Source organism: Amycolatopsis japonica (assembly GCF_000732925.1).
Lineage (GTDB): Bacteria > Actinomycetota > Actinomycetes > Mycobacteriales > Pseudonocardiaceae > Amycolatopsis > Amycolatopsis japonica.
Genome location: NZ_CP008953.1, coordinates 3,712,006 through 3,728,556, shown reverse-complemented (window position 1 = coordinate 3,728,556; position 16,551 = coordinate 3,712,006). Strand labels below are relative to the sequence as shown.

At 69.2% G+C, this 16,551-nt stretch carries 12 protein-coding genes and 1 pseudogene; 2 read left to right on the top strand and 11 right to left on the bottom strand.

What is annotated here, in order from left to right; translation table 11 throughout:
• Nucleotides 1-9: 9 nt before the first annotated feature.
• The 8 genes from AJAP_RS17420 to AJAP_RS17385 form a co-directional block, all read right to left on the bottom strand.
• Nucleotides 10-1,137 carry an acyltransferase family protein gene (locus AJAP_RS17420; RefSeq protein ID WP_038512925.1) on the bottom strand — a complete coding sequence of 376 codons (1,128 nt, stop codon included), beginning with the start codon at nucleotides 1,135-1,137 and terminating at the stop codon, nucleotides 10-12.
• Nucleotides 1,138-1,194: 57 nt separating this feature from the next.
• Nucleotides 1,195-2,589 (bottom strand): ATP-binding protein, encoded by a 1,395-nt coding sequence (locus AJAP_RS17415; RefSeq protein ID WP_038512922.1) that lies wholly within the window; start codon nucleotides 2,587-2,589, stop codon nucleotides 1,195-1,197.
• Nucleotides 2,582-3,259, bottom strand: a complete 678-nt coding sequence (locus AJAP_RS17410; protein ID WP_038512919.1) for a response regulator transcription factor — start codon at nucleotides 3,257-3,259, stop codon at nucleotides 2,582-2,584. Before AJAP_RS17410 ends, AJAP_RS17415 begins: the two co-directional genes overlap by 8 nt.
• A 64-nt stretch (nucleotides 3,260-3,323) precedes the next feature.
• Nucleotides 3,324-5,087, bottom strand: coding sequence for a glycoside hydrolase family 35 protein (locus tag AJAP_RS17405; protein ID WP_038512916.1), 1,764 nt, complete (start codon nucleotides 5,085-5,087; stop codon nucleotides 3,324-3,326).
• Nucleotides 5,080-6,624, bottom strand: a complete 1,545-nt coding sequence (locus tag AJAP_RS17400; protein ID WP_038512913.1) for an alpha-N-arabinofuranosidase — start codon at nucleotides 6,622-6,624, stop codon at nucleotides 5,080-5,082. The genes AJAP_RS17405 and AJAP_RS17400 overlap by 8 nt, the downstream gene beginning before the upstream one ends.
• Nucleotides 6,625-6,627: 3 nt before the next feature.
• Nucleotides 6,628-7,962 carry an ABC transporter substrate-binding protein gene (locus AJAP_RS17395; RefSeq protein WP_038523288.1) on the bottom strand — a complete coding sequence of 445 codons (1,335 nt, stop codon included), beginning with the start codon at nucleotides 7,960-7,962 and terminating at the stop codon, nucleotides 6,628-6,630.
• A gap of 23 nt (nucleotides 7,963-7,985) precedes the next feature.
• A complete protein-coding gene (locus tag AJAP_RS17390) occupies nucleotides 7,986-8,849 on the bottom strand; it encodes a carbohydrate ABC transporter permease (RefSeq protein ID WP_038512910.1) in 864 nt (287 codons plus the stop codon).
• The gene (locus AJAP_RS17385) at nucleotides 8,849-9,778 is read right to left on the bottom strand and encodes a carbohydrate ABC transporter permease (RefSeq protein WP_084098211.1); all 930 of its coding nucleotides are present in this window, start codon (nucleotides 9,776-9,778) and stop codon (nucleotides 8,849-8,851) included. The genes AJAP_RS17390 and AJAP_RS17385 overlap by 1 nt, the downstream gene beginning before the upstream one ends.
• 89 nt (nucleotides 9,779-9,867) lie before the next feature.
• Between AJAP_RS17385 and AJAP_RS17380 the strand changes: the two genes are divergently transcribed.
• The gene (locus AJAP_RS17380; protein WP_051972496.1) at nucleotides 9,868-10,878 is read left to right on the top strand and encodes a LacI family DNA-binding transcriptional regulator; all 1,011 of its coding nucleotides are present in this window, start codon (nucleotides 9,868-9,870) and stop codon (nucleotides 10,876-10,878) included.
• Nucleotides 10,879-10,985: 107 nt separating this feature from the next.
• On the opposite strand, the gene AJAP_RS17375 is transcribed toward AJAP_RS17380, so the two are convergent.
• Both AJAP_RS17375 and AJAP_RS17370 read right to left on the bottom strand, forming a co-directional pair.
• Nucleotides 10,986-12,458 carry an SDR family oxidoreductase gene (locus AJAP_RS17375; protein ID WP_038512904.1) on the bottom strand — a complete coding sequence of 491 codons (1,473 nt, stop codon included), beginning with the start codon at nucleotides 12,456-12,458 and terminating at the stop codon, nucleotides 10,986-10,988.
• Between the two features lie 12 nt (nucleotides 12,459-12,470).
• Nucleotides 12,471-12,944 carry a MarR family winged helix-turn-helix transcriptional regulator gene (locus tag AJAP_RS17370; protein WP_038512902.1) on the bottom strand — a complete coding sequence of 158 codons (474 nt, stop codon included), beginning with the start codon at nucleotides 12,942-12,944 and terminating at the stop codon, nucleotides 12,471-12,473.
• Nucleotides 12,945-13,044: 100 nt separating this feature from the next.
• On the opposite strand from AJAP_RS17370, the gene AJAP_RS17365 reads away from it, so the two are divergent.
• Nucleotides 13,045-15,075 (top strand): MMPL family transporter, encoded by a 2,031-nt coding sequence (locus AJAP_RS17365; protein WP_051972495.1) that lies wholly within the window; start codon nucleotides 13,045-13,047, stop codon nucleotides 15,073-15,075.
• On the opposite strand, the pseudogene AJAP_RS43010 reads toward AJAP_RS17365, so the two are convergent.
• Nucleotides 14,963-16,438: pseudogene (locus AJAP_RS43010) on the bottom strand (MFS transporter); the annotation flags it as partial. The gene AJAP_RS17365 and the pseudogene AJAP_RS43010 overlap by 113 nt on opposite strands.
• Nucleotides 16,439-16,551 lie beyond the last annotated feature (113 nt).

The following is a 16,551-nucleotide window of genomic DNA, read 5'->3' as shown; positions in this document are numbered from 1 at the left end:
TCCACCGCTTCACCGTGCGCCCGCCGTGGCCTCCACCGGAGGTTCGGCGGGCGCACGTCGTTCGAGCACCTTCCGGCCGTAGGCGATGGCGGGCTGTTCGACCCAGCGGCGCAGCGCGCAGGCGAACACCAGCGCGACACCGGTGGTCGCGGCGGCCTTGGCGAGTCCGCTGGGCAGCAACCACCCCGTGACCCCGGCGGCGCCGGTCTGGGCGAGGTAGAGCGCGTACGAACGATCTCCGACGAACGTCAACGGCCTGCTCGAGAGCAGGGCCCGCACGGGGCCCGGCGAGACGACGGCGACGAGCAGCAGCGCCGAGCCCGCAGCGTAGACCGGGACGACGAACTGCCAATGCCCGCCGAGCGCCTTCGCCAGCGGACCGACGGAGAACTGCAGCACGACGAACCCGCAGCCGATCACCGTGGCGACGGCCGGGCTGGTCAAGGGCCGGACCAGGGCGAACCCGCGCGGATGGTGGAGCGTCATCGCCAAGAGACAGCCGACGACCAGCGAGCAGTAGTGCACCGAAAGGCTCGCCCAGGTGTGCGACGGTGCCAGCGGCAGCGCGAACAGCACCACCCCGAGAACGGCCGACGCGCCCAGCAGCAGACGCAACGCGGTCTTCCCGCTTCTCGCGAACGACGTCAGCACCAGCAGCGCCGGCCACACCAGGTAGAACTTCTCCTCCACTCCCAGCGACCACGAGGTCGGATACGGCGTGTTGAAGTCGACGAGTTCGTTGCCGAAGACGAGGTAGTACGGCATGGCGTCGGCGAGCCTGCTGCTCTGGTACGTCCCGGCGATCGTCACCGCGACCGTGGTCAGCGCCAGGAGCAGGAAGTACACCGGCATGATCCGGAAGATCCGGCGCAGGTAGAACCCGCGCAGCGAGATCCGGCCGTCACGGTCCTCCTCGCGCAGGGCCAGTGTCGTGATGAGGAAACCGGACAGCACGAAGAACAACTGCACGGCGATCCAGCCCTGGAGGCGGTCCACGACGGGACCTCCGTAGTGGAAGAACACGACGGCCACGGCGGCGAGCGCGCGCACGCCCGTGAGGCCGGGGAACCACGACGAGGCCAGGTAGTCGGCGTGGCCGAGGGGCCGCCACCACGAACGGAGCGAAGGAGCGAACATGGCCCGAAGATTCGGGCCCGGACGCTGAACCGAAGCTTAAGGAAGCTGAAGACGTCTTCAGCTTCGCGTTTCCGCCACCGGCAGGCGGACGACGAGACGGGCGCCGCCGTCGTACTCGGCGACCTCGACGGTGCCGCCGTGCGTGTGGGCGATCTCGGCCACGATCGCCAGCCCGAGACCCGCGCCGCCTTCGTCACGCGCACGTCCGTCGTCCAGCCGCACGAACCGGTCGAAAACCCGCTCGCGGTCGGCGGCGGGAATGCCGGGTCCGTCGTCGGTCACCGTCACCACGGCGAATTCGTCCACAATGGACGTGCGTACCTCGACCCCGGTCCTGGCATGGCGTTGCGCGTTGTCCACCAGATTCCGCAGCAGCCGCTCCAGCCTGCCGCGGTCGCCGAGGACCGTCGGATCCTCCTCGATCACGGCGCGGACTCCCTGCCGCCCGGACAGGCAGGATTCGACCACTTCGGACAGTCGCACCGGGGCGGACCGGTCCGGCTCGGCGTTGTCCAGCTTGCCGAGCAGGACGAGGTCTCCGACGAGGTCCTGCAGCCGCGTGATGTCGAGGAGCGCGTTACGGCAGGCGTCGCGCCAGTCCAGCCGGTCCTGATGGGCGAGCAGCACCTCCAGCTGAGTCCGCAGGGACGCCAGCGGAGTACGCAGTTCGTGCGACGCGTCCGAGGTGAACCGGCTCTGCCTGCTGACCGCGGTTTCCAGGCGCGCGAGCATCGTGTTCATCGTTTCGGCGAGCTTCGCGATCTCGTCGGCGCTGTCCGGCGCCGGGACCCGGCGGGAGAGGTCGTGCGCGCCGATCTCCGCGACCTCCGAGCGGATCGCCTCGACGGGACGCAGCGACCGCCGGACCGCGAACCACGCGATCGCCCCGATCAACAGGGCGATCACCGGCACCCCCGCCAGCAGCGTCACGCGCACCGAATCGAGCGCCGCCTGTCCGGACTCGTCGATGATGGAGGCACCGTAGACCCGGTACTTGCTGTCGCCGCTCACGGTGGCCGCCACGTGCAGCCGGAGTCCGTTCCGCTCCGGATCGTCCCCGAGCTCACGCGCGCAGCCGACGGATTCCCTGTCGGCGAGATCGACGGCGCCGGGCTTGAGGTTCTGGACACTGTCGCCGTACTCGAAGTCTCCGTTCGGGACGATCGTCCCGAACCGCAGGCCGGGGCAGGACGCGACCCGCTCACCGGTCTGGGTGGTCACCTCGTAGATCGAAGCCCGCACGAGGAGCCGCAGGTCGGCCGGGGCGGCGCCGGTGTTGAGTACCTGGACGACGGCGGCCGCGCGCTCCCTCGCCACCTGCGCGGCGCCGCTGCCCAGCCGGTTCTGGGCATCGAGCACCAGCCACGCCGAAACGACCGACAGGGCGATGATCGACGCCAGGAAAGCGGTCAGCGCGACCCGGAAGCGGGTCGACCGCCACGCCTTAGGCACCGGAGCCGACCACGTGGTAGCCGGCACCGCGCACCGTCCGGATGGTCTCCGCGCCGAACGGCAGGTCGATCTTCCGCCGCAACGCGCTCACGTGGACCTCCACCAGGTTCGCGGTCGCCGACGCCGCGAAATCCCAGAGGTTCTCCAACAGCTCAGCCTTGGTGACCACCTCGCCCTGCCGTTTCATCAGATACGCCAGCAGGGCGAATTCCTTGGTGGTCAACGGGATCTCGGCGCCGCCGCGACGGCAGGTGTGGCTCGCCTGGTCCAGTTCGAGGTCGCCGAGCCGCAGTGTGCCCGGCCGGGTCGCTCCCCCGCGCCGGATCAGCGCCCGCAGCCGGGAGAGCAGCACGCCGTAGGAGAACGGCTTCGGGAGGAAGTCGTCGGCGCCGGTGTCGAGCGCCTCGATCTCGTCGTCCTCGCCGTCCTTCGCGGTCAGCATGAGGATCGGGGTGGTGTCGCCCCGTTCGCGCAACCTCCGGCACACGCGGTACCCGTTCAGCCCCGGCAGCATGATGTCGAGGATCATCGCGGCGTACGGATGTTCGGCGGCGTACCAGAGCGCGTCGCGGCCGTTGTGCGCGACGTCCACGGCGTAGCCCTCGGCGCTCAATCCCGCCCGGAGCGACTCGGCCAGGCGTCGCTCGTCCTCCACGAGCAAGATCCTCATCCGCTCACGATCCCACACGACCCGGCCACACCGCGCATGCGTCGCGGGCGGTCCCTCGCGAGGCTCAAGCCTCCGTATGCCCCAGCAGCGGCCGGGGCACGAACCTCGCCTCGGGTTCGAGCATCGTGTCCAGCTCCAGCACGACGACATCGTTGCGCCCCGCACGGACCGCCGGCCGCGGCACGTACAGCGTCCTTTGTGGACCGCGCCGCCAGTAACGGCCGAGCAGGAACCCGTTGATCCAGACCAACCCCTTGCCCCAGTGTCCGGTGTCCAGGAAGAGGTCGGCGGGCTCGTCGAGATCGAAGCCGCCCCGCACGGCCACCGGGCCGGAGAGCGGCCCCGACGGGCGCTCGGCCGCGGAGACCTCCGGCAGGAGATCCGGCAGCGCGGGCACGTCGACGGGGACGACCTCCCAGCCCGTCAGGGGTTCACCGTGCACACGCGCGCCGCCGATGATCCCCTTGGCCTCGCCGATCCGCTCCCCGTAGTTCACCCTTCCCAGGTCTTCTACCAGCACCAAGAGCTCGCCGCGGGCCCGCGGCAACCGGATCGCGCGATCGCGATGTTCGCGGAGCAGGGTGCCGAGGCGGTCCCCGTCGAAGAACACCGTCGCCCGATCCCGCACCTCGCCGAAGGTGAGCACACCAGGCGCCCCGACGTCGACCGTCGTCCGCAGGAACGCCAGGCGCGGGGCCGGGGTCAGTTCGTCGAAGGTGGGCAGGTTCTCGTGCTCCTGCGCGGTCCCCCAGCGGCGTGGCGAGTCGAGCAGCCACGCGGGATCTCCCAGGACCGCGACCGGTGTCGGGGCCGGCCGCGCTTCGGGCGGGACACTGTCGGGAACCTTGTGATACCGCGCGATCACCTCTCGGAAGGCGTGGTACTTCGGCGTCGGGTCGCCCGCTTCGTCCAGCGGGGCGTCGTAGTCGTAAGAGGTGACCAGTGGTTGGTAGACGCCCTTGTCGTTGGCCCCGTTGGTGAGCCCGAAGTTGGTGCCGCCGTGGAACATGTAGAGGTTGACCGAGGCACCGGCCGCGAGCAGCGCGTCGAGATCCGCCGCCGAGCCTTCGACGGAGGTGGTGTGGTGGTGCGCGCCCCAATGGTCGAACCAGCCGTTCCAGAACTCGCTGCACATCAGCGGCCCCGTCGGCTGATGTTCGCGCAGGGTCTTCAGCCGCGCCGTGCTCTGCGAACCGAACGACGCCGTCCGGTGGAGCACCCCGTCGAGACCACCGTTCGCCAGCATCTCGTGGGTCGGCTGGTCCACCGTGGTCAGCGGGACGGTGATCCCGGCGGCTCGGGTGTAGTGGGTCAATGCGGCCAGATACCGCTTGTCGGAACCGAAGGCGCCGTACTCGTTCTCCACCTGCACGAGCAGCACCGGTCCGCCCCGGTCGATCTGATGCGGCGCCACCACTCGGTACACGTCGTCCAGATAACCGCGGACGGCGGCGAGGTAGCGCGGTTCGAACTCACGGACGCGGAGTTCGGGATCCCGCAGCAGCCAGGTCGGCAGGCCGCCGTTGTCCCATTCCGCGCAGATGTACGGACCGGGACGGACGATCGCGTACATCCCGGCCTCGGCGATCAGCCGGAGGAACCGGTCGAGATCGAGACCACCGGAGACATCGAACTCGCCCGGTTCCGGCGAGTGCGCGTTCCAGGCGACGTAGGTCTCGATGGTGTTGAGCCCCATCCGTCGGGCCTTGTCGATGCGATCGGCCCAGAGGTCCGGATGCACCCGGAAGTAGTGCAGTGCCCCGGAAATGATCTGGAACGGTTTCCCGTCGAGCAGGAAGTCGGTGTCCCCGATGACGAACTCAGGCATCCCGGACCACCTCCGCGGTCAGCCGGAGCGCGGTCCAGGAGAGGGGTGGCAGCGTGACGGTGATGATGGTTCCTTCCGGATCGTGCGCGGCGGTCGCGCCGGGCAACGGGACGGGCCGGACCGGCTCCGCGTCGGCGGAATTCGTGCGATGACGGTCGTGCCCGTCCGGGACCGCGACCGTCCAGGTGTCCGCGAGCGCGAGTCGCGCGCCGCGGATACGCAGCCGCACGCCGGTCGCGGACTCGGTCGCACGATTGGTCAGGAACACGGCACAGCGGCCGTCTTCGTCGAAGGTCGCCGCCGCGTCGACGACGTCCACGCGGCCGTGAAGTCCTGTGTGGACGGTGTCACCCGTAACGGTGAGCCGGAGGCTGTTCCCCGCCGCCAGCGCCGAGGTGAGGCTGAACGGGTGGAACGTCGACTGCCGCCACGCCCGGCCACCGGGTTCGGTGCGGATCGGTGCGATGACGTTCACGAGCTGCGCCTGGTTGGCCATCGTGACGCGGTCGACGTTGCGCAGCAGAGAGCCGAGAAGCGAGCCGACGACGACCGCGTCTGTGACGGTGTAGTCGTCTTCGATGATCCGCGGATGTTCACGCCAGCCGCCGTCGATCAGTTCCCGCTGCTCGACGTCGTTCCAGCGTCGCTGATCCCAGACGTTCCACTCGTCGACGCTGATGCCGATCTTCTTGTCCAGCCCGGCCTTCGCCAGGACGTCGTCGATGATCCCGCCGGTGGTCCTGATGTAGTCGTCCAGGGCGGCGGCGCTGGCGAGGTAACTGGCGACGTCTCCCTCGTGTTCTTGGTAGTAGGCGTGCAGCGAGAGGTGATCCACGAGCCCCGCGGTGTGCTCCAGCACGGTCCTCTCCCATTCGCCGAAGGTCGGCATCTCGCGGTTCGAGCTCCCCGCGGCCACGAGCTCGACGCCGGGGTCGACCATCCGCATGAGCCGCGCTGTCTCGGCGGCCAGACGGCCGTACTCGTCGGCGGTCTTGTGCCCGACCTGCCACGGTCCGTCCATCTCGTTGCCGAGGCACCACAGGCGGAAGCCGAACGGACGGTCGGCGCCGTTCGCGCGCCGCCGCTCGCTCAGTTCCGTGCCGCCGGGGTGGTTGCAGTACTCGAGGACGTCGGCGGCCTCCTGGATCCCGCGGGTGCCGAGGTTGACCGCGTACATCACCTCGACCTCGGCGGCTTCCGCCCACGCCGCGAACTCGTGCAGCCCGAAGCGGTTCGACTCGATGCTGTGCCACGCCGGATCCAGCCGCACAGGCCGGCTGTCCACCGGCCCGACGCCGTCCTCCCAGCGGTACGCGGAAACGAAGTTCCCGCCGGGATAGCGGACGACGGACGGACCCAGCTCACGGATCAGCCCGAGGACGTCGCCGCGGAAACCCCGACCGTCCGAAGTGGAGTGACCGGGTTCGAAGATCCCGGTGTGCACGGACCTGCCCATGTGCTCGACGAAGGTGCCGAACAGCCGTCGCGGTACCGGTCCGATCACATCGGAAACGTCGGCTTCGATCTCGATGCCCACGCCTCACCCCGCGCTGACGGTGAAGCCCTGCTGGTTGCCGTAGTCGACGATCGCCTGTTGCCAGGCGTTCAAGCCGGCGTCGAGCGAGGTGCCGCCGAGGTAGGCCTTGCCGACGGTGTCGCTGAAGACGCTGTTGGCGTAGGTCTGGTACGGCAGGTAGCTCCAGCCCTTCGCGACGTTCTTCGACGCGTCGTTGAGCACCTGGTTGATCTTCTGGCCGCCGAAGTAGGGATCGGCCTGGTCGAGGAAGGCGGGCGAGTTCAGGTCGGCCGTCGTCGCCGGGAAACCGCCGCTGGCGATGAACGGCTTGACCCCGTTGCCGTGGTTGAGCCACCGGACGAACGCCGCCGCCAGCGCCGGGTTGCCGCTCTGCTTCAGCACCGACTGCGTGCTGCCACCGTTCTCCGCGGTGACCGGCTGCCCGTCGTAGGTCGGCATCGGCGCCACCGCCCATTTGCCCGCGCCGCCGGGGACCGAGGATTTGAAGTTGCCCGGCATCCAGGCGCCCGTGACCAGCGAGGCGATGGTGCCGTCACCGAGTGCGCGGAACCAGTCGTCGGACCACTCCTTGATCGGGGCGAGAAGTTTGCCTTCGACCAGCTGGTTCCAGGTGGCGGTCCATTTCTTGGTGCCCGGGTCGGCCAGGTCGACCTTGACGTTCCGGCCGTCGGCGGCGAACGGTTTCCCGCCCGCCTGCCAGATCATGCTGGTGGCGAAGCCGGGGTCGCCGGTGTCGGAGGTGAGGTACTTGCCGGGGTCGGCCGTGTGCAGTTTCTTGGCCGCGGCGACGTACTCGTCCCAGGTCTTCGGCACGGCGATGCCATGGGCGTCGAAGACTTCTTTGTTGTAGAACAGCGCCATCGGGCCGGAGTCCTGCGGCAGGCCGTATAGGCCGTTATTCACCCGGACACTGGACCAGGTCGAGGGCGCGTAGTCCTTTTCGAAGGCCCCGAAGCCGTACTGGTCGAGATTCGCCAGCGACTCGGTGAGCGCGAACTGCGGCAACGCGTAGTACTCGATCTGCGCGACGTCCGGCGCCCCGGAGCCCGCCTTGATCGCGTTCTGCAGTTTGGTGTACTGCTCCTTGTTGGTACCGGCGTTGACGTAGTTGACCTTGACGTTCGGGAATTCCTTCTCGAACGCGGCCACCTGGTCCTTCGCGGACGGCGTCCAGCTCCAGTACGTGATCGTGCCGCCCGCCTTGAGCGCGGCGTCGACCGAGTCCTGCGACCCTGCGGCCGGGCCGTCCGTGCCGGACGAACAGCCGACGGCCAGTGCCGCGGCCAAGGCGACGGCGACGGCGACGGCTGCCTTGACGCGTCTGTGGATTCGCGACATCGAAGGTCCTTTCGGGACGGTGATCATTGCTTGACGCTGCCCGCGCTCAGGCCGGACTGCCAGTAGCGCTGCATGAGCAGGAAGGCGATGACGAGCGGGACGATGGTGAGCAGCGAACCGGTCAGCACCAGGTGGTACACCGGCTGGGCGCCTGCTCCGGAGGCCTGCGCGCTCCACTGGTTGAGCCCGACGGTGAGCGGATACCACTTCGGCTCGCTGAGCATGATCAGCGGCAGGAAGTAGTTGTTCCAAGTGGACACCACAGTGAACAGGGCCACCGTGACGATCCCCGGCGCCAGCTGGCGCAGCGTCACGGTGAGGAAGATCCGGATCTCCCCCGCGCCGTCGATCCGCGCCGCCTCCAGCAGTTCGTCGGGAATCGCGTCGGCGGCGTACACCCAGATCAGGTACAGGCCGAACGGGCTGATGAGCGACGGGATGATGATCGCGAGCGGCGTGTTGGTGAGGCCGAGTTCGCTGAACATCAGGAACGTCGGCACCGCGAGCGCCGTACCGGGGACCGCGACCGCGCCGAGCACGACCGCGAACACCGCACGGCGGCCGGGAAAGCGGTATTTCGCCAGACCGTATCCCGCCGCGGTGGCCAGGACGGTCGCTCCCCCGGCGCCCGCCACGACGTAGAGCAGCGTGTTGCCCAGCCAGCGCAGGAAGATCCCGTTGTCGTAGGTGAAGGTCTCGCCGATGTTGTCGAACAACGCGAACGGCCCGCCGAACGCCAGACCCGACGTGGTGAACAGGGTGGGCTGCGTCTTGGTCGCGTTGATCACCAGCCACACCAGCGGCACGAGTGTGTAGATCAGGTACAACGCCATGACAGCGGTGAGTACACGGGACTTCCGTGGCCTCGTCACCGAGAACGTCGCCATCACATCCCCTTCCGGGAGCCGCGCAGCTGCACGACGTAGGCGATGATCGCGGTGATGACGCCCATCACGATCGCCACGGTGGCGGAGTAGTTGTACTGCTGCGCGCCGAAGGAAAGGTTGTAGGCGTACATGTTCGGCGTGTAGAAGGTGCCGATCACGTTGGGCGCCAGGGTGCGCATGATGTTCGGCTCGTTGAACAGCTGGAAACTGCCGATGATCGAGAAGATCGTCGCGATGACGATCGCCCCGCGCAGCGCGGGCAGCTTCACGCTCAGGATGGTGCGGAACGCGCCGGCGCCGTCGATCGCCGCGGCCTCGAACTGTTCCTTGGGGATCACTTTCAGCGCGGAATAGAAGATGAGCATGTTGTACCCGGCGAACTCCCAGGTGACGACGTTGCCGATGGAGGCGAGCATCCAGTTGTCCGACAACGGTTTCACCACGTCGCGGCCGAGCAGGTGGTTCAGGTCGGCGGCCAGTCCGAAGTGGTCGCCGTAGAGGAAGCCCCACATCAGCGCGGCGACCACGGCCGGCACGGCGTACGGCAGGAAGATCACGACCCGGAAGAAACCGGCGGCGTGCAGCCGGGCGCTGTCGATCGCCAGCGCCGCGATCAGCGCGAGCACCAGCATGATCGGCACCTGAACGGCGAGGAACACCAGCACCCGCTGGAAGGCGTCCCAGAACTTCGGGTCGGCGAGCACCTGCGCGTAGTTGTCCACTCCGACGAAGGTCGTGCCGCCGAAGAAGGCCTGTTCGCGGAACAGGCTCAGGACGAACGCGTAGCCGATCGGGGCCAGGAACGTCAGCGCGAACACCAGCATGAACGGGGCGACGAAGAGCCAGCCACGCCAGTCGCGGCGAGTGCGGCGCGCGGTGGCCGCACGGCGGGGTGGCGCCGGCGTGGGCGCGACCGCTGTGGACGTCATCGTCCCTCCGGATTCTGGCGAGAATGGCGCGGCTCGCGAGATGTTTACGTCAACATCAGACCGGCGGAGGCTATCGTGTTGACGTGAACATGTCCAGGAGCGGCCGCGGGCCGTCGATGGCCGACGTCGCCAGGGAAGCCGGAGTGTCCGGCCAGACCGTCTCCCGGGTCGCGAACGGCAGGTCGAACGTCGACGAGGCGACGCGCGAACGCGTGCTCGCCGCCATGCGCCGGGTGGGCTACCGGCCCAACAGTGCCGCCCGCGCGCTGCGCAACGGCCGTTTCCGCAGTATCGGCGTGATCATCTCCGCGCTCTCGACGTTCGGCAACAGCCGGACCCTCGACGCCGTCGCGTCCGCGGCCGCCGGCGAAGGCTTCTCGATCATCCTCATGCCGGTGACCAGGCCGTCCCAAGGCGAGGTGTCGGGGGCCTTCAGCAGGCTGGACGAACAGGCCGTCGACGGCGTCATCATCCTGATCGAGCAGCACGAACTGGACCAAAGCGAGATCGAACTCCCCCACGGGCTCCCGGTCGTCGTCATCGACGCGGGCGGACGGCGCGACCATCCGGTGGTCGATTTCGACCAGGCCTCCGGCGCCACCGCCGCGACCAGGCATCTGCTCGACCTCGGCCACGAGACCGTCTGGCACGTGGCCGGACCGCCCGAGTCCTACGCGGCCGAACGCCGCCGGAAGTCGTGGCAGGAGACGCTGGAAGACGCGGGACGGGAAGTGCCGCCGCCGCTCACCGGCGACTGGTCGTCGCGGTCCGGCTACGAACACGGCGTCCGGCTGGCCGGCGATCCCACGGTCACCGCCGTGTTCGCCGCCAACGACCAGATGGCGCTCGGTCTGCTGCGAGCGCTCCACGAAAAAGGCCGGTCCGTTCCGGGCGACGTGAGCGTCGTCGGCTTCGACGACATGGACGAGGCCGCCCATTTCTGGCCGCCGCTCACGACGGTCCGGCAGTCGTTCGACGAGGTCGGCAAGCGGGCCGTCGCGGCCCTTCTGGCCGGGATGTCCGAGGCGGGGGCGGCGGAGGCGATCAGCGTCCCGACCGAACTCGTCGTGCGCTCGAGTACCGCCTCACCGGCCCACTGAAGGGGAGCCGAGCCCGAGGTGAAGGCTCCCTTCATCGCATTAGACGCGGCGAAGGGAGCCTTCAGCCCACCCAGCGGCCACGACGCCGCACCGGTTCGAAGTCTCCGTCAGCTCCCGGATACACCGGCCGCCTTCTGCGCCGCACCGGTGATGTTGCGGACCATGCCACCGAAGACGACGCCGTGGAACGGCGCGATCCCCTTCCAGTACGCGTGCCCGGCCAGCCCATGCGGCTCGAACACCGCGCGCTGCCGGTAGATCGTCCGACCGTCCTCATCGGACTCGACGCCGAGTTCGAGCCAAGCGCGGCCCGGCAGCTTCATCTCCGCCCGCAACCGCAGCAACCGCGGCCGGTCGAGGTATTCGACGCGCCACCAGTCCAGCGCCTCGCCGAGATGCAGCCGTCGCGGATCCCGCCTGCCGCGCCGCAACCCGACGCCGCCGACGAGCCGGTCGGCCCAGCCGCGCACCGACCAGGCCAGCGGGAACGAGTACCACCCGTGTTCCCCGCCGATGGACTCGATGACGTCCCACAGCGCCTCCGGCGAGGCGTCCGTCCGCTGCTCACGCTTGTCCTCGTACACGGTCCCGCCCGCCCAGTCCGGATCGCTCGGCAGCGGATCCGAGGGCGCCGCGTCGCCCGACGCGTCCGACCAGCGGGTCGGCACGTCGGCGTTGCGGATCCGGGACAGCGCCAGTTCGACGGCGCGCTCGTAGTGGGTCAGCCCCGCTTCCGGGTCGGGGATGTGCTCGGCGATCGCGTGGTCGTGACAGACGACCTCGTGCACCAGCGACTCGATCAGCGGCACCGCGATCGCCTTCGGCACGGGCGTGACCAGGTTGACCCATTGCGCGGACAGCCACGGGGTCAGCACCGGCACGGGGACGACGGCTCGTCTCGGCAAGCCCGCCACGACGGCGTAGCGGCGCATCATGTCCAAGTAGGTCAGCACGTCGGGCCCGCCGATGTCGAAGGCACCGTTCACTTCGGACGGCAGTTCGGCCGCGTGCACGAGGTAGTGCAGCACGTCCCGGATCGCGATCGGCTGGATGCGGTTGCGCACCCAGCGCGGCGTGACCATCGCCGGAAGCCGCTCCGTCAGGTAGCGCAGCATCTCGAAACTCGCCGAGCCGGAGCCGATGATCACCGCGGCCTGCAGGACGATCGCGGGCACCCCGGAGTCCAGCAGGACCCGGCCGACTTCGGCGCGTGACGCGAGATGCGGCGACAACTCTTCGTCGTCCGGCACGATGCCGCCCAGGTACACCAGGCGCCGCGCGCCCGCCGCCTTGGCCGCCTCGGCGACCGTCTTCGCCCCCTCGCGGTCGACGTCGACGAAGTCCTTGCGTGCCAACGAATGCACGAGGTAGTAGACGACCTCGCAGCCGGTCAGCGCCGTCTCGATCGAGGCCGGATCCGTGACGTCGCCGCGTTCGACGTCGACCCGGTCACGCCACGGCTCCTCGGCGACCTTCTCCGGCGAACGGGCCACCACGCGGACCTCGTGACCCGCTTCGAGCAGTTGCGGCACCAGCCGCCCGCCGACATATCCCGTCGCCCCGAGCACCACACATCGCATGCTCCCGAGTGTTCACGGTGCCAGCCGGCCCCGCACTTCGACGGTCGCGGCGATACTGCTCCGGAGGAAGCGGGCGACCGTCCGCCGCTCGTCCTCCCCCATCTCCCGCCAGGCTTCGGCGTAGCGCCGGCCGAGGGGCAGGAAGAACTCGGCACCGATCTCCCGCGCCTTCTCGTGCATCCGCAACTCGACCTTGCGCCGGTCGGTCGCGCTCCGGTCCCGATGGAGGTGCCCGGCCCGCTCCAGCCGGTCCAGCACCGCCGTCGTCGCCGACGCGCTCAGGTGCAACGCGCTCGCGAGCGTGCTCGGGCTCATCGGGGCGCCCATCCTGGCGGCGTCCATGATCACCGCGAGCGCGTTGAGGTCGGTCCGGTGCAGGCCGTGCTTCTCTCCGAACAGCTCCGCGAACCGGTCCGACTCGACGGTCAGCTGCCGCAGCAGGAGTACGAGCAGGTCGTCCGTGACCTGTTCGGCGTCCTCAGCCATGTCGGGTAGCTCCCCTCACATTGCCCCGCCCGGGTGACCACTCTAGTATTTCGATGGTCGAACTATTCACTTGTCGAAGTAGCACTGGAGCCATCCGTCCATGATCTCGGAAGTCGAACGCCCCGCCCGCACGCGGTCACGTCTGCGGTGGCTGCTCCCGGCCCTGGTGGCGGTCGCCTGGCTGATCTTCGGCGGCTTCAGCGGGCCGTACGCGGGCAAGCTCAGCCAGGTCACGGAGAACGACAGCAGCAGTTTCCTGCCCGCGTCGGCCGAAGCGACCGAAGTGGGCGAACTCCAGAAGCAGTTCTCCAGCGCCGCCGTCATCCCGGCGATCGTCGTCGCCGAGCGGCCGTCGGGCCTCACCGAGACCGACAAGCGGTTCCTCGCCGACCGGACGTCGAACGCCCGGCTCGTCCCGGCCCCGCAGAGCAACGCGGGCGCGCAGGTGGTCGTGCTCCTGGACGCCACGACCGACCCCGGCGACGGCGTCGAGGCGCTGCGGGAGTCGCTCGCCCGTGACACCCCGGACGGGTTGAAAGTGCTCGTGACCGGCCCCGCCGCGCAGGTCGCCGACCTCAAGGAGGCGTTCGGCGGGATCGACGGGCTGCTGCTCCTGGTCGCGGGCGCGGTGGTCGCGCTCATTCTGGTCATCGTCTACCGGAGCCCGCTCCTCCCCCTGCTCGTGCTGCTGTCGGCGGTGTTCGCGCTGGGCACGGCGAGTCTCGCGGTGTACCTGCTCGCGGATCACGACGTGCTGGCGCTGAACGGGCAGAGCCAAGGGATCCTGTTCATCCTCGTCTTCGGCGCCGCCACCGACTACGCGCTCCTGATGATCTCGCGCTACCGCGAAGAACTCCGGACGACCGACGACGCCCGCAGCGCGCTCCGTACGGCTTGGCGGTCGACCATCGAGCCGATCGCGGCCTCCGCCGGGACCGTGATCCTGGGCGTGCTGTGCCTGCTGTTCAGCGATCTCAACTCCAACAAGGGACTCGGCCCGGTCGCCGCCATCGGCATCGGCGCCGCCTTCCTCACGACCATCACGTTCCTGCCCGCCGTCCTGGCCTTGTGCGGGCGCAACGCCTTCTGGCCCTTCCGTCCGGCGGTGGTCCCACCCCGCGACGAGACCGGCGGGCTTTGGGCGCGCGTCTCCGGCCTGGTTTCCCGCGCACCGCGGACGATCTGGATCGTCACGACCGTCGTCCTGCTCGCGGGCGGCGCGTTCCTCCCTCAGCTCAAGGCTTCCGGCACCGCGCAGTCCGACGTCTTCCTCACGCCGGTCGATTCCGTCGCGGGGCAGGAAGTCCTCTCGCGCTACTTCCCCGGTGGCTCCGGCTCGCCCACGGTCATCATCACTCCCGCCGGGCAAGCCCAGGCCGTCACCGCGCTGGCGCGGGTCCCCGGCGTTTCGGATGTCCGCCAAAGCACCGAAGCGGGCGGGCTCGCGAAGATCGACGCCGTGCTCGCCGATCCCCCGGACTCCGACGCGGCCGTCGCGACGGTGCAACGGATCCGCGACGCCGTGCACACCGTCGACGGCACCAAGGTCGGCGGGCCCACGGCCACGCTGCTCGACACGCGGGAGACCTCCGAGCACGACCGGATGGTGATCATCCCGATCGTCCTGGTCGTGATCTTCCTCGTGCTCGCGCTGCTGCTGAGGTCACTGCTGGCACCGCTGCTGCTGATCGGCACGGTGGTGCTGTCGTTCGCCGCGACGATGGGAGTCTCGGCGCTGGTGTTCAACCACGTCTTCGACTTCCCCGGAGCGGACCCCGTCGTCCCGCTGTTCGGCTTCGTCTTCCTTGTCGCACTGGGGATCGACTACAACATCTTCCTGATGACCAGGGTCCGCGAAGAGGCGGGCAAGATCGGCACGAGGGAAGGGACGCTGCGCGGTCTGCGCGTCACCGGCGGCGTGATCACGTCCGCGGGTGTCGTACTCGCCGCGACCTTCGCCGCCCTCGCCGTCCTGCCCATTCTCTTCTTGGCACAGCTGGCTTTCATCGTCGCGTTCGGCGTCCTGCTCGATACGCTCCTGGTGCGTTCGCTGCTGGTACCGGCGCTGGCGGTGGACGTCGGACGGAAGATCTGGTGGCCGTCGAAACTGGCGAAGACCGGCCGGGAATGAAGGCGGCGATCGCCAGTGCGACGAGCGCGGTCGCCGACCCGAGTCCCATGATCAGCCGGAATCCGCCCTGGGACGGCACCTGCACCGGTCCGAAGGAGACGGTCAGCTGCGACAAGATCACGCCCGCGACCGCGCTGGAGATCGACGTGCCGATCGCGCGCATCAGGGTGTTGAGGCTGTTCGCGGCCGCCGTTTCCGATACCGGGACGGCGCCCATGATGAGCGCCGGCATCGCGCCGTAGGCGAGCCCGATGCCGGCGCCGATCGTGGCCGACACCAGCACGAGATGCCACACGCTCGCCATCAGGACGGTCCCCAGGCCATAACCGGCGGCGACGACGAGCGCGCCCAGCATCAGCGTCACCTTGGGGCCGCGGGCCTTCGTGATCCGCGCGGACAGGGGGGCGGTCAGCATCATCACCACGCCGGACGGCACCAGCACCAGCCCCGTGACCAGCATGGTCTGCCCGAGCCCGTAGCCGGTCTCCGCCGGGAGCTGGAGGATCTGCGGCAGCACCAGCGACTGCGCGAACATGGCGAACGCGAACACGATCGACGTCAGGTTCGTCAGCAGGACCTGCCGCCGGACGGTCGTCCGCAGATCCACCAGCGGCCGGGCCGTCCGCAGTTCCCAAGCACCCCAGAGCAGCAGGACCAGCGCGGCGGCCGCGAACAGACCCAGCGTCCGCCCGCTCGCCCAGCCCCACCGCGCCCCTTGGGAGATCGCCAGCAGGAGACAGACGAGGGCGGCCGAAAGACCCACCGCGCCGACGAGATCGAACCGGCCGCCGGTGCGGACGTTCGATTCGGGGACGAACGCCAGTACGAGACCGGTCACGACGACACCGAGCCCGGCCGCCGTCCAGAACAGCAGATGCCAGTCGGCGTTCTCGGCGAGCAACGCGGCCGCGGGCAGGCCGAGCGCGCCGCCGACGCCGAGTGAGGCGCTCATCGTCGCCGTCGCCGAAGCGAGCCTCTCGGTCGGGAGTTCGTCGCGCATGATGCTGATCCCGAGCGGGATCACCCCGGCCGCGAAACCCTGCAGAACCCGGCCGACCACCATCGGCGCCAGCGTGTCGCTGAGCCCGGCGACGATCGAACCGGCGATCAGCATGCCGAGGCTGAGCAGCAGCATCCGCCGCTTCCCGTACATGTCGCCGAGCCTGCCGACGACCGGCGTCGCGACGGCGCTCGCCAGCAACGTCGCCGTGATCACCCAGACCGCGTCGGCGGGCGACGCGTCCAGCAGTTCCGGCAGCTTCGGGATCAGGGGGATGACCAGGGTCTGCATCAGCGAGACCACGATCCCGCCCAGCGCTAACACCACCACGACCACTTGAGGGCGTGGCACGGGCTGAGTCATTCAAGGCCTCCGGAGGGGATGGGGGAGCGAACGACTCCAACTTAAGTCAGTTGATTGACTTATGCCAACAACCCGGGCACTGTGTGAATCACCGAACCCCGCCACGCTGAAGG

What these genes read in the sequence shown, in the direction of transcription:
- AJAP_RS17420 (WP_038512925.1), bottom strand. Translation starts at nt 1,137, where the DNA reads ATGTTCGCTCCTTCGCTCCGTTCGTGGTGGCGGCCCCTCGGCCACGCC.
- AJAP_RS17410 (WP_038512919.1), bottom strand. Translation starts at nt 3,259, where the DNA reads ATGAGGATCTTGCTCGTGGAGGACGAGCGACGCCTGGCCGAGTCGCTC.
- AJAP_RS17405 (WP_038512916.1), bottom strand. Translation starts at nt 5,087, where the DNA reads ATGCCTGAGTTCGTCATCGGGGACACCGACTTCCTGCTCGACGGGAAA.
- AJAP_RS17395 (WP_038523288.1), bottom strand. Translation starts at nt 7,962, where the DNA reads ATGTCGCGAATCCACAGACGCGTCAAGGCAGCCGTCGCCGTCGCCGTC.
- AJAP_RS17390 (WP_038512910.1), bottom strand. Translation starts at nt 8,849, where the DNA reads ATGGCGACGTTCTCGGTGACGAGGCCACGGAAGTCCCGTGTACTCACC.
- AJAP_RS17385 (WP_084098211.1), bottom strand. Translation starts at nt 9,778, where the DNA reads ATGACGTCCACAGCGGTCGCGCCCACGCCGGCGCCACCCCGCCGTGCG.
- AJAP_RS17380 (WP_051972496.1), top strand. Translation starts at nt 9,868, where the DNA reads ATGTCCAGGAGCGGCCGCGGGCCGTCGATGGCCGACGTCGCCAGGGAA.
- AJAP_RS17375 (WP_038512904.1), bottom strand. Translation starts at nt 12,458, where the DNA reads ATGCGATGTGTGGTGCTCGGGGCGACGGGATATGTCGGCGGGCGGCTG.
- AJAP_RS17370 (WP_038512902.1), bottom strand. Translation starts at nt 12,944, where the DNA reads ATGGCTGAGGACGCCGAACAGGTCACGGACGACCTGCTCGTACTCCTG.
- AJAP_RS17365 (WP_051972495.1), top strand. Translation starts at nt 13,045, where the DNA reads ATGATCTCGGAAGTCGAACGCCCCGCCCGCACGCGGTCACGTCTGCGG.